General features: G+C 52.6%; 10 protein-coding genes. 3 read left to right on the forward strand and 7 right to left on the reverse strand.

Annotated elements, in window-relative coordinates:
* Window positions 1-16 precede the first annotated feature (16 nt).
* Entirely contained in the window at window positions 17-601 is a 585-nt protein-coding gene (locus tag HPS55_RS00570) for a Maf-like protein (protein ID WP_172173501.1), read from the forward strand.
* A gap of 261 nt (window positions 602-862) precedes the next feature.
* Here the strand turns inward: HPS55_RS00570 and HPS55_RS00575 are convergent, their stop codons facing one another.
* The 5 genes from HPS55_RS00575 to HPS55_RS00595 form a co-directional block, all read right to left on the reverse strand.
* Window positions 863-1,273, reverse strand: a complete 411-nt coding sequence (locus tag HPS55_RS00575; protein ID WP_172173504.1) for a DUF5675 family protein — start codon at window positions 1,271-1,273, stop codon at window positions 863-865.
* 51 nt (window positions 1,274-1,324) lie between these two features.
* Window positions 1,325-3,736: a BT4734/BF3469 family protein gene (locus tag HPS55_RS00580; protein ID WP_172173507.1), complete on the reverse strand. Its 2,412-nt coding sequence runs from the start codon at window positions 3,734-3,736 to the stop codon at window positions 1,325-1,327.
* Window positions 3,737-3,902: 166 nt separating this feature from the next.
* On the reverse strand, window positions 3,903-4,466 hold the full coding sequence (locus tag HPS55_RS00585) for a hypothetical protein (protein ID WP_172173510.1): 564 nt from the start codon (window positions 4,464-4,466) through the stop codon (window positions 3,903-3,905).
* A 110-nt stretch (window positions 4,467-4,576) separates the two neighbouring features.
* Complete coding sequence (locus HPS55_RS00590; protein ID WP_172173513.1) at window positions 4,577-4,975, reverse strand: hypothetical protein; 399 nt, start codon at window positions 4,973-4,975, stop codon at window positions 4,577-4,579.
* Window positions 4,929-5,282, reverse strand: coding sequence for a hypothetical protein (locus HPS55_RS00595; RefSeq protein ID WP_172173516.1), 354 nt, complete (start codon window positions 5,280-5,282; stop codon window positions 4,929-4,931). The genes HPS55_RS00590 and HPS55_RS00595 overlap by 47 nt, the downstream gene beginning before the upstream one ends.
* Before the next feature lie 1,876 nt (window positions 5,283-7,158).
* Between HPS55_RS00595 and mutA the strand changes: the two genes are divergently transcribed.
* Entirely contained in the window at window positions 7,159-9,012 is a 1,854-nt protein-coding gene (mutA, locus tag HPS55_RS00600; protein ID WP_172173519.1) for a methylmalonyl-CoA mutase small subunit, read from the forward strand.
* 90 nt (window positions 9,013-9,102) lie between these two features.
* Window positions 9,103-11,250, forward strand: a complete 2,148-nt coding sequence (gene scpA, locus HPS55_RS00605; RefSeq protein WP_172173522.1) for a methylmalonyl-CoA mutase — start codon at window positions 9,103-9,105, stop codon at window positions 11,248-11,250.
* A 253-nt stretch (window positions 11,251-11,503) separates the two neighbouring features.
* Here the strand turns inward: scpA and HPS55_RS00610 are convergent, their stop codons facing one another.
* Window positions 11,504-12,592, reverse strand: coding sequence for a UDP-N-acetyl glucosamine 2-epimerase (locus HPS55_RS00610; protein ID WP_172173525.1), 1,089 nt, complete (start codon window positions 12,590-12,592; stop codon window positions 11,504-11,506).
* A gap of 533 nt (window positions 12,593-13,125) precedes the next feature.
* On the reverse strand, window positions 13,126-13,722 hold the full coding sequence (locus tag HPS55_RS00615; protein ID WP_172173528.1) for an AbgT family transporter: 597 nt from the start codon (window positions 13,720-13,722) through the stop codon (window positions 13,126-13,128).
* Window positions 13,723-13,731 lie beyond the last annotated feature (9 nt).

Genomic DNA, 13,731 nt, shown 5'->3' on the forward strand with positions numbered 1-13,731 from the left:
CAAAACAACAATAACAATGCTCGACAATCTTAATAAATACAATATCGTTCTGGCAAGCAATTCCCCCAGACGCAGGGAACTGCTTGCCGGACTCGGCATACCGTTTGAAGTGCGTGTGCCTGACGATATAGACGAGAGCTATCCCGCAGGAGAACTCAAGGCTCACGACGTACCCTTATACATAGCCGCCAAAAAAGCCGACGGCAACCGCATATACATGAATCCCCGCGACCTGCTCATCACTGCCGATACGGTGGTGATAGCCGAAGGCGAGATTTTAGGCAAGCCCTCCGACAAGTCCGAAGCCTGCCGCATGTTGCACAAGCTGAGCGGCAAGACCCACTGCGTGGTCACAGGTGTCTGCCTTACCACATCCGACAGGCAGAGCCGCTTTTCCGTGTCGACCGATGTAACGTTCAAGACACTTGCCGACGAGGAGATAGACTACTATGTATCCACCTGCCGTCCGTTCGACAAGGCCGGAGCCTATGGCATACAGGAGTGGATTGGCTACATCGGCGTGACCGGTCTCAGCGGAAGCTATTTCAATGTGGTGGGCCTGCCGGTGCAGCGCATATACAGCGAACTGCTGAAGTTCTGACCTTCCAAGCACTGCAATATACAGAATATGCACACAATAATGACGAACAATCCATGTATTTAACAAAAGAGAACAAAAAACACGTTCAATACTAAACAAAAGTTAATACATGGAAAATAATTGTCCAAAGTGTTTGTCCATTCAACAAGAATGTGTACCTTTGCATCGTACAACTAGTAATTTTAATCTATATTTATCATTTTCCTAATTGGAATCTGTCTGTGAAGATAGATTCCTTTTCTTTTTATCCCCCTTTAGGACTCACATCACCTCTATCACTATCTTCTCGCCCCTTGCCAACGCCTCGACCATACGGTTCATCAGAAGTGTAAGTGCAGAGCGCGAGTTGACCAGCCGCCCGCGAAGCCTGTTCCACCCCACGAGGATGCATCCCTCGGTGTCATCGGCAGTGTTGCCTGCGTGTATCCTTATGCCGCTGAACCGTGGCACCCCCAGCAGCAGCGGCAGCCACCGTCTGAACCGTGGCGACTTGGTTATCACTACCGGATATGCCCCCTCTCCGATGGCAGTGCGGCCCGGCACCTTGGCTACGCCTCCCGCCAGATTGCGCCATTGCGGCTCCAGCGTGTCACAGAAGTACTGTCCGCCTATGGCAAGACGCCCGATGGTGTAACCATCCTTCTTCGCAATTCGTGTCAATGTAATCTCCATAACTCTCTTATTTTAAACATTAAAAAAAAACACCAAACATCATACAGCCTCTCACATCATCTTGACATACACCCCCTTCTTCCTCCCCTTCTTCACGTATCCCCGCTCCATCCAGTAGGCCACGAGCTTGCGGTTGGCATCGACGGTCTTGTCGGGTCGCAGCCTTTGCACGTCGTCGCGCGTGAAACTCTCCGGCAGCTTGTCGTAGACATCTGCTGTATATACCTTGCGCTCAGCCGTGCGCCATTTCTCGCCCACAGCCTCCTTGCGTTCGCGCATCATCACCGAAAACTTCATGTACTGCATATCCAGACAGAAGTCGGCCACCACGCGCGCAAACTTTATTGCCGACGACGACACTGTGAGCACACCCGTGCGCTCGAAGTCGTCCAGATGCTCCATTATCGCGTATGCCACGCCCGCCCGCGTACCTATCAGAGCCGTACGCTTGCGCAGATCGTCCAACTCGTAGTCGAGTTCGTTCTTTGCCCTGTCGGCCTGAGCCTCGCACCACTTGTACATAGACTTTGTCAACGTAGTGGCATCCACGTGTCCGCCCAACCGGTCCAACCGCCATGCCACAGAGCGCACCAACCCGCGTTTTTCCTCATTCATCTCTTTGCGGCATTCCATCATCCTGAACGGCTCTGCGACCATCGGAAAATACATCAGTCGCGTGGGCAGTCCCGAGAGCACCGTACCCTGCGGCACAAACGTGTTGAAAGCATCTTCCGTACCCGAGATTACGAGATTGTAGTTCACCTCCACCTCACCGTTTATCACCTGGTCACTGGCATAGTCCACACCCCAAGGCTCGTTGTGAAACGCCTTGCAGTATATGTCGTTCTTCTCTATCCACGTGCCGCCGCGCTGCGATCTGATCGCCGTGGCCAGCTCCGTCTCGCATGAGTACAGGTGCAGACCCGTCCGCGACATCCCGTCGGCGTTCTCCTCCACGGCGTCCATAAGCCGGGTGATGAGCATGGCGTTGGATATCTGTATCGGCACCACCCTTATCACAGGGTGCGGGCGTTCCATCTGCTTGCGTTCGTTCTTCCGCAACTCTTTCTCACGACGGTATTCGGCCTCCATATGCCGGCCTTTGGCGTCGGCCGCACGCACCGGCTCCATCCACATGGCATCGAGCTCACGGATAAAGGCCTTGCCGCTTGCCGCCGGACCGATGATGAATACGAGGCCCGAGAGCCGCGTCTCGCTGCCGTCGAAGTGGTCGAAGCGTATCCTCGTGAGCAGTGTGTATATCATCACCAGCTGAGCCAGCACAGCACCCATCCGCAGCCGCGGCTCCACCGTCTCCGTCGCCTCTTTCAGTCCCGGAGGCAACGTGGGCAGGCGCCGCCACCACCGTGCCCACGACCTGCGGCTGCAGGCCGCAGGTGCCCTTTGGTCGTCTGCGGCGGCACATGTGGTGGCGGCATATTCTCTCTTTGCCTCGGCCACCACTCTTTTCAGCCTGCGCGGCATGCTGCACGGGGGAGCCGAGCAGGCCGAGCGCACCACAGCTTTCAGCTCGGATTCCGACAGTCCCAGCCTCGGCAACACGCTGAGAAGCAGCTGCTCCCTGTTGTCGCAGATATGCCGCAGATGCATCGCCAGCTGATACAGCTTGGTGTTGCGCTCGCCCTCTATAGGCACACCGCCGTTGTACTTCCACCAGACGTCGATTATCTGCGAGTAAGGAATGCCCGAGAATGACAGGGCGGCCGCCTCTGCCGCCCATTCCGCCCCTGCCGCCGGTAGAGGCGGAGGCTCTACCGGCGGCAGGGGCTCATTCACCTTGAGCGCATCCTCCGCACCGGCATCATGACCTGCCGCATCCGGCCCCCAGACCGTCTCTTCTCCGGGGAAAAAGAAAAAATATCCCCGTGGCACGACAAACGAGCAGCGGGCATAGTCCTTCACCGACGCATCGTAAGTATCATCGCCCAGCCGCGTAGCCATCCATTGCTGCGCGGCAGCAGGCGTCATGCCGTGCGGGATGCGGAATATGAGCCGCAATCCCTCATACGACGGAGTAATGTGCGCCAGCACAATGCCCAGACGTGCGGGCTGCCCGTCACAAGCGGCGAGCACCTTGTGCTGCCAGTAATCGTGTGGCGACCCGATATGGTCGGCATCATACATGGCCAGTCCCGACGGCACAGCCTCCGAGTTCTTGCGATGGCCCGAGGGAAAAGCGGCATGAGGCATTATTACAGGCAACTGCTTTTTCAGCCGGCTCTTGCGTACCTCATAGTCGGCATGTGTCATCCCGCCGCTGTCGCGCGTCGCTTTCAGCTGTCGCAAGTCGGCACACACGGCAGCGACACGCGGCGAGTCGACAGCGGAGTTGAGTCTGTCCCACGTACACATCTCCACCCTGCCACTCACACTGTCAGCATAGCCGAATCCCAGTGGCCTGGCTCCCTGCGGTGTATTCAAATTTTCATTCGATGTGTTCATATCCATTGCTTTTTTACGTTGTCATATCCGTACACACTCCCGTTTCAGAAGCGATACGGCACAAAGGTAGCACTAAAGGCGCACATACAAAAAGTCTCCGCAAAGCCCGTGCAGCTTGCGGAGACAAAATGAAGAAAATCGTGAAACGGACGGTGAATATCCGTACTTATACCCCTTTCCGGAACAGACTCAGAAAACGTCTGCCGACGTTGACGCGGCGCATCACCTCGCGTCTGTCAGACTTGTCTTCAAATGTCCATTCCGGAAACGTGCCGTACACCACCGACAACTTGCGGGTGAGCGACGACGAACACGGGCCGCCGGCTATACCCAAATCATCGGTGATATACTTCACGAACGAGGCGGCACTGTAGAAACGGTGCGGCAGACGGTGCTCGTCGGCCTTTCTGAACAGCTCCATCACCCACGCATAATCGTAAGAATAGAGCAGAACCCTTTCGCGCTTCATCTGTTCCAGAACAGCCTTCACCCGCTCATCGTCGGGCGTGAGCGCCGGCTCCTCCACAATTTCCAACGGCGGTTCCGGTGCCACATCGGCCCCGGAAGGCGGCACATCGGCGGAAACTGTCTTGACCGTTACGGCCGTAACAGGGTGATTGCTTGCCGGAGCACTGTAATTGTTCACCGGAGCATTGAAATTGTTCACTGTCTGATTGTCGATACGGTCCACATACATAGCACCGGCATTGATGTTGATAATCTTGTCCATAAGCTGTAAAACGTTTTTAAAAGAAAAAAATAAAAAAAGATAAAATAAAACAGATAAAAGTCAGAAAGAAAAAGAAAAAAACATGCCTCCCGTGACCGTCGTGTACGGCCTCAATCCTGCTGCCCGGCAGGGCTGTCAGGCCGTCTGCCCGTCGGTTCGTCGGGCTTGACCGGTGTATTCCGCCCGTCCTTGCAGCCATTATTTACAGTTTGCTTGCCGACATTCTCGGCATACACACTGCCATGATCAAAATTGTTGTTGTAGACGATGGTTTTCGCACATTGTCTCTCCGCCTCGCGCCGGGACTGAAGTGCAGCGATTTCGGCCACAGTGCTTTTCAAGAACAGCAACACCGCTTCTTTATCGCTGTCCGGCAGAAAGTCGGAACAAAAAATGTGTGCTATGGATTCGGTGCAGAATCTACGTGTCGATTCGGCAAAGTCGCCCGTGCACGGGCCGGGATTACTTACCACCAGCACCAACAGCTCTCCGAAACGCCTCAAGGACATGTCCCCAGGAGCGGTTTGGTTTTGTTGCGATATGTCGGTATTGGTGTGTGTCATGACTGTGTGCTGTGGTAAACGTTATGTAACTTGACATATTGGTTGTGAGAAACGGTGACGGCTTGACGCCCTTGACGATGGATGAGCCTGGATTTATTCCACCCGTAATACGGACATTGCCGCCCGCGACAACTATAATCCCCACGCACTTGCGGTGACGAGATGTCTCCGGCACATGGCACAACGTCTCCGCCACACCTCGTGGAGAGAATGCGTTTGGGATGTTGACGTTGTCGGTATGTGCATACTTCATGATTGTAACAATAAAAGGATTATTTTTGCAAAGGTTATGATAATTTGTTAAATATACAAATTTTTTTGCAACTTTTTTGCATATTCACCTCATTTTTTTCACCCAACCGCTTTTCATATCCACTACTGACCTCATTTCCATTTATGCTTGCAAATCGAAAGTATTCCGCGAAAAACGCTCTTCATTCCGCTACAGCCAATTCTCCGAAATGACGAAACAAATTCTCCGGAGAGCTGCTTTGGGAACGAAAAAGACTGTTTGAATTCTCCGTTTTGTCGGTTTAACATATGTTAATGGGTGCATCGGGACAGCCAATTCTCCGTTTTTTCACGAATAATGTTGCTTTTTATGACGGCAGCACCACACTCGTTGTTTCCCGCAACCAGGTACAGATGCACCGTGGAACACACTGCCGGGCTACGACTTTCACGGATAATTCAATGTGTGCCCGTCATGCGTCTGTCGCAACATAAAGTATATGTTTATGTCAAGATAATTGGTACAATCTCAAAGGCGGAGAATTCGGAGAATTGAAAAACAAGGTATTCGCCATATACGATTCCCGTATGGTATATTCCAATCTGTTATATATAATATTATATATAACAGATTGGAATATAAAATAAGTAGCTAACAAAATCAAACTACATTATCGTCCGGACATAGGATGGATGCGCCCCGGTCGTACTTTTCCACACGGTAGAGTATGATAGATGCACCTTGAAAGGCAAAAAGCACACAGCCACCACATTGATCCACATTACGATTCGTAGGATGTGGGCGCCTTGAAAAGGCAGCAAGCGCAGAGCCCGGGGAAGAGCGAAGCGGCACCCCGGGAACAACATGATGTCCCATTCGCCCTGCAAGGGCAAAAGCGTTAGTTATCAGATATTTATAATTTTCCATCCCATATATTTTTATGCTTTTGCCCTTGCAGGGCGCGGGGATTCTAACACATGGATTCCCGGGGTGCCGCTTCGCTCTGCTCCGGGCTATGCGCTTGCTGCCTTTTCAAGGCGCCCACATCCTACGAATCGTAATGTACATCAACGTGGTGGCTGTGTGCTTTTTGCCTTTTCAAGGCGCATCCATCCTATGTCCTGAGGATAATGCAGTTTAATTCTGTTGATTAACTTATAAGAATCAGTTATGAACATTGTTTTCGGAGATTCTCCGTTTTCATTTCTCCGAAAGCGAGTATTTTTGTAATAAAAAAGTATCTGCCATACATCCGTGTCCGCTGTCTTAAGAAAGGCTTGACGTGGTAAACTCAGCTTCATTCTGTAAAAACATTACGCAGTGTGTCCGACGGAGAAAACGGAGAATTGGCTGTCCCGATGTACCCATTAACATATGTTAAACCGGCAAAACGGAGAATTCAAACAGCCTCTTTCGTCTCCAAAACACCCTTCATAGAATCCGTTTCTCCGACTTTTTTGCCCGTTTTTCTCTCCGATGACGGCCGGACACGTTGAGAAGAAGTGCAAAAAAACGTCATCCACTAATACTACATTTCACATCCTCAAAGTGCCACTTCACATCCTCAAAGTGCCGTTTTCGCAATGCAAAAGTGGCACTTTCACACCCCAAAAGTGCCACTTTCACTATGCGATATGGGCCATATGAGAATTTAACAAACAATGCGTCACAACAAATGCTTTTCACACTCATAAAGTTCCGGTTATTATTTGTATATTAAATCTTTTTTTATTACCTTTGCACATCGGACATTTATATGTCCGCACTTGATTCCGGACGCCTTGCCGACTGCCTTACTCAGGCACATGTCGGATAAAAGGAACCGACCGGCGGCCGGGATATTGCGACATAGGCAAAAAAGGAAACAACTCATATTATAATAACATAACTACAGAATATGTCAAACAACAAAGAAAGACTCTTTACCGAGTTCGCTGCGCCCACCACGCAAGAGTGGCTGGACAAGATTCAGGCAGACCTGAAGGGCGCCGACTTCAACAAGAAGCTGGTATGGAGAACCAATGAAGGATTTAACGTACAGCCTTTCTATCGCAGGGAAGATGTACTGAAACTGAAGACCCCGGACGCTCTGCCCGGCGAATTCCCGTTTGTACGCGGCAACAAGAAAGACAACAACGAATGGTATGTGCGCCAGAACATCGTTGCCGAAGACGCCGCAGAGGCTAACGCCAAGGCCCTCGACATTCTCGGCAAGGGTGTCGACTCGCTCGGTTTCCGCATCCCCGGCGACAAGGTGAGCGCCGGTTTCATAGAGACTCTGCTCAAGGATATCCGCTGCGACATCGTGGAAGTGAGCTTCCGCACATGCCCGTGCCACGTGCTCGAGCTGACCGACATCCTGACAGCCTATTTCGAAAAGCAGGGCTACGACAAGGAGAAGATTGTGGGCGGCATAGGCTTCGACCCTATCGAGAAGATGCTGATGAAAGGCAAGGACACATCGAAGATGCTCGCCAACGCTCCCGTACTGGTGGAGAAGCTGAAGGACTATCCCAACCTGCGCTGCATCATGGTCCATTCGGAGGCTCTCAACAACTCCGGCGCATACATCGTCCAGGAGTTGGGCTATGCCCTGGCATGGGGCAACGAATATCTGCACCAGCTCGTAGAGGCCGGTGTGGATGCGGACCTGGCCGCACGCAGCATCAAGTTCTATATGGGCGTAAGCGAGAACTATTTCATGGAGATAGCCAAGTTCCGCGCCGCACGTTTGCTTTGGGCAGAGATTGTGAAGCAATATGAGCCCAAGTGCGAATGCTCGTGCAAGATGATCGTCAACGCCCAGACCACGACTTACAACCAGACCATGTTCGACAGCTATGTCAATCTGCTGCGCACACAGACCGAGACAATGAGTGCCGCCCTGGCCGGTGTGCACTCCATAGTGGTTACCCCGTTCGATGCTGTATACGAGCAGCCCACGGATTTCTCGGAGCGCATAGCCCGTAACCAGCAGCTGCTGCTTAAGGAAGAGAGCCATTTTGACAAGGTGGTCGACCCGTCCGCCGGTTCTTACTATATCGAAGAGCTCACACACTCGCTGGCCGATGTGGCATGGAAACTGTTCCTCAAGATTGAGGAGGAAGGCGGATTCCTCGCCGCCGTAAAGGCCGGAACCGTCCAGGACGACATCAACGCCACCAACGACAAGCGTCACGCAGACGCCGCCAAGCGCAAGGAATTCATCCTCGGCACCAACCAGTTCCCCAACTTCACGGAGACATCGGACGGCAAAGCGCCGAAGGCATGCGCCTGCTCGTGCGGACACAATCACGAGGCCACCATCAAGGCCATCAGCACGACACGCCTGGCAGCCGACTTCGAGCAGCTGCGTATCAGTACGGAAAACAGCGGCAAGACTCCCGTCGCCTTCATGCTGACAATAGGCAACCTGGCATGGCGTCAGGCCCGTGCACAGTTCTCGTCGAACTTCCTCGCCTGCGCAGGATACAAAATCATCGACAACCTCGGTTTCGAGACCGTCGAGGAGGGTGTCGACGCAGCTTTGGCAGCCGGAGCCGACATCGTAGTGCTCTGCTCGAGCGACGACGAGTATGCCACATATGCCGTTCCGGCTTTCCGGTATCTCGACGGACGCGCAATGTTCATCGTTGCAGGTGCGCCCGCATGTATGGAAGAGCTCAAGGCCGCCGGCATAGAGAACTTCGTGCACGTAAAATGCAATGTGCTTGAAACACTTAAGGAGTATAATGCAAAGTTGGGAATATAATTTCAATTAAACGCAAAAATACGGAGTATACAGAGTCACGAACCAAGACCTTGCATCCTTGCGCCCTTTGCGTTTAAAAAACAAAAAGATATGAGAAAGAATTTTAAAGACATAGACATATATGCCGGTATAAAGGCCGCCGACGGCGCCGACTGGCAGAAGACTAACGGCATCGCTCCCAACTGGAAGACACCGGAGCACATTGAGGTCAAGCCCGTTTACACAAAAGAGGATCTCGAGGGCATGGAGCACCTCGACTATACGGCCGGTATACCGCCGTTCCTGCGTGGTCCGTATTCAATGATGTATCCGTTCCGCCCGTGGACCATCCGCCAGTATGCCGGATTCTCCACAGCCGAGGAGTCGAACGCGTTCTACCGCCGCAACCTCGCTTCGGGACAGAAGGGACTTTCCGTCGCTTTCGACCTCCCCACACACCGCGGCTACGACCCTGACAACGAGCGCGTGGTGGGCGACGTCGGCAAGGCCGGAGTGTCCATATGCAACGAGGAGAACATGAAGGTGCTCTTCGACGGCATCCCGCTGAACAAGATGTCGGTGTCGATGACGATGAACGGAGCCGTGCTGCCCATCCTGGCTTTCTATATTGTGGCAGGTCTGGAACAGGGTGCCAAGCTCGAAGAGATGGCCGGAACGATTCAGAACGACATCCTGAAAGAGTTCATGGTGCGCAACACATATATCTACCCGCCTGCATTCTCGATGAAAATCATCGCCGACATATTCGAGTATACATCGCAGAACATGCCGAAGTTCAACTCCATCTCAATCTCGGGATACCACATGCAGGAAGCGGGAGCCACTGCCGACATCGAGTTGGCATACACGCTGGCCGACGGTATGGACTATATCCGTGCCGGAGTGAACGCCGGCATCGACATCGATGCCTTTGCCCCGCGCCTGTCGTTCTTCTGGGCCATCGGCGTGAACCACTTCATGGAGATAGCCAAGATGCGCGCCGGACGTCTGTTGTGGGCCAAGATCGTGAAGAGCTTCGGTGCCAAGAACCCGAAGTCGCTCGCTCTGCGCACCCACTCGCAGACATCGGGATGGTCGCTGACGGAACAGGATCCGTTCAACAACGTGGGCCGTACATGTATCGAGGCTATGGCCGCCGTACTCGGCCACACACAGTCGCTGCACACCAACGCTCTCGACGAGGCTATCGCACTGCCTACAGACTTCTCGGCACGTATAGCCCGCAACACTCAGATATACATACAGAACGAGACAAAGGTGTGCAAGCAGATAGACCCTTGGGCCGGTTCCTACTACGTCGAGACACTGACCAACGAGCTGGTGCACAAGGCATGGGAGCACATCCAGGAGATAGAGAAACTCGGAGGTATGGCCAAAGCCATCGAGACCGGTGTGCCCAAGATGCGCATCGAGGAGGCGGCTGCCCGCACTCAGGCCCGCATCGACTCGGGCGTGCAGACCATCGTCGGCACGAACAAGTACCGTCTTGAGCATGAGGACCCCATCGATATCCTTGAGGTGGACAACACCGCCGTGCGCAAGCAGCAGGAGGAGAACCTGGCTGCCGTACGTGCATCACGCGACGAAGAGGCTTGCCGCAAGGCGCTGGCCGAACTCACCGAGTGCGTACGCACAGGCGAGGGCAACCTGCTGGCTCACGCCATCGAATGTGCGAAACTGCGTTGCACGCTGGGAGAGATCAGTGATGCCTGCGAGGAAATCGTAGGCCGTTATAAAGCTGTAATAAGAACAATATCAGGAGTGTATTCATCAGAAAGCAAGAACGACAATGACTTCGAGCTGGCATGCCGGCTGACGGAGGAATTTGCCAGGAAGGAGGGCCGCCGCCCGCGTATCTTCGTGGCAAAGATGGGACAGGACGGCCACGACCGTGGCGCCAAGGTAGTGGCAACGGGTTATGCCGACTGCGGTTTTGACGTGGACATGGGGCCGCTCTTCCAGACGCCGGCCGAAGCAGCCCGCGAGGCTGTGGAGAACGACGTGCATGTAGTCGGCGTATCGTCATTGGCAGCCGGACACAAGACGCTCGTTCCGCAGCTCATCGAGGAACTGAAGAAGGCGGGCCGCGAAGACATCATGGTGATTGCCGGCGGTGTAATCCCCGCCCAGGACTACGACTTCCTCTATCAGGCAGGAGTAGCCGCCATATTCGGCCCCGGTACTTCAGTAGCCAAAGCTGCTGTGGAGATGATGAAGATATTGCTCGACAAAGAGTAAACAAGAATCATAAGGTAATATAAAAAGACGTATTCTATATGCCGGAGTGTATTCATCTACATTCCGACATATAGAATATGTCTTTTTTGTAGTTACTTAATTCATCACCACAGTAGAGACTCGGCACAGCATCATTGTTTTTCATGTAATGCGATTGGGGCTGTGTCAAAATATAGATATCGAAAAATATGTCCCTACAAGCAAAATGGACCGGATTTTGACACAGCCCCATAAGTTATAACTAAACCGGACTTTATCCGAGAATTATCTGCACTATACGCTCGGCTGTGCGTCCGTCCCATCTGTCTGGCAACGAGCTTTTCTTCCAGTTGCCGTCGATCATGTCGGCAAGAGCCGAACGCAGCTTGTCCGCATCCTCTCCTACCAGCACGTTTGTGCCCTGCTTCACGGTTTCTATATGCTCCGTGTAACTGTTGAGCGTGATGCACGGCACACTGTTGAACGTGGCTTCCTCGGCCACATTGCCCGAATCGGTAATGATTCCCTTGGCGTTGGCCGACAGGTAACCGAACTCCAGATAGGGCAACGGCTCCACGATGTGTATATTGGGAAAGGCGGCAGCCAGCGGCTCCACCACGCTGCGGGCCAGTCCGCGCAACGGAGCCACAACGGGGATACCAGCCGGAACTGATGTGCCGATGACCTCGATAAGAGCAGCTATCCGCCCGCTGCCGGCCAGCAGGGCCTTGCGGTTGACGGTGAGCACGATGTATCCGCTATCGGAAAGGCACAGCGACTCGAAGACTGCCGGACGGCGCAGACGCTCACGGTTGAAACGAAGCGTGTCCATGAGGATATTGCCGACCATATATATCTGTGACATCTCGGCTCCTTCGCGTGTAACGATGCTGCTGGCACCAGTACCGGCCGTAAAGAGCAAATCGCTCAGGCCGTCTATCACCAGGCGGTTTATCTCTTTGGGCATGCTTATGTCGAAAGACCGGGTGCCTGCTACAAGATGCGCCAGCTTTATGCCACGCTTTTTGGTCACTATGGCCGCTGCCATCGTAGACGCAAGGTCGTCGACAACAATCACCACATCGGCCGGATAAGAATCAAGATAGCGGTCGAACTCGGACATCACACGTCCTGTAAGTTCATTCAGACTAGCACAGTCTACACCAAGGAAAACATCCGGAGGGGCTATATTCAAATCGTCGAACAGCGACTGTTCAATCGTCGCATCCGTATCCGCGCCGGTATATACCAACCGGTAACCGACGTCGCGTCTCTCCCCGATCACCCGTTCAATAGCTCTTATTATTGGTGCCACCTTTATGAAATTGGGACGGGCACCGGCCACTATACAAATATTACGCATGGGCTCATTACATTTGTTCAGTATATTGTCAATCACGTGCAAATGTACAATAAAATAGTGATATTATACACCGGCAGGATAAAGAAAATTATTTTTCTTTAGAGGAAAGATAATAATATATTCGGAATAAAGCATCCATATCGCCATCTATATTTACATGAGTCGGACAACAGAATTAAGTCGGACAACAGAATTAAACTACATTATCGTCCGAACATAGAATGAACACGCCCCAACGGGGCAACGAGCACATAGCCCGGGGCAGAGCGTAGCGGCACCCCGGGTATCAAACATCGACACTCCGCGCCCTGCAAGGGCAAAAGCATAAAAAACATACAATACATAAACTGTAAACACTTGATAATTAATGCTTTTGCCCTTTCAGGGCGAGTGTGTACAATCGTGTTGTTCCCGGGGTGCCGCTTCGCTCTGCCCCGGGCTATGTGCTCATTGCCCCGTTGGGGCGTGTTCATTCTATGTTCGGACGATAATGTAGTTTGATTCTGTTGACTGACTTGGATTTACATATGCCGCTATCCGAAAACGAATACCACGGAATGATACAGTTGGGCCAGCAATATATAGAACAGAAAGAACGGAGCAAACATCCCTATACCCTTGAACAACGACTTGTATACATCTTCCATACCACAAAAACGGGCGGAGACAATGCCGTAAACGACCGAAAGGGAAGTGACCCCGAACGCAACGACAGGAACAATGGACGAACTGAAAGGCGACGGAAAAATATGGCCGGAGGCACTGAGCAGAACGGCATGGGGAATAAAAGCAAGAAGTCCGAAAGCACCGGCATATACCAGCAACAGTATCCCCACAAGTGTCAAGGCGATGCGCTCACGGTAACGCAAGCTATAACCGGAACGGAAGACACATGCAAGGCCACTGCCATAAAAACATCCTACAGCTATGGACAAAAGAAGAATCCATACAAGCACAGGACCGGCAAGCATATCGACAAAGCCACCGAAGAACCATCTTATACCCTCCCCGTCAAGCATACTCCGTATACCGCTGTCGGGCAGAAGAACACTGAGCATCCATGAGGCAAGAACAAGCACTATCTCAAGAACGCCAAGCACAATGGCTATATATGCCAAAATCTTATTCATGACACGATG

It is taken from the genome of Xylanibacter rodentium (assembly GCF_013166575.1).
GTDB classification, from domain to species: Bacteria; Bacteroidota; Bacteroidia; order Bacteroidales; family Bacteroidaceae; genus Prevotella; species Prevotella rodentium.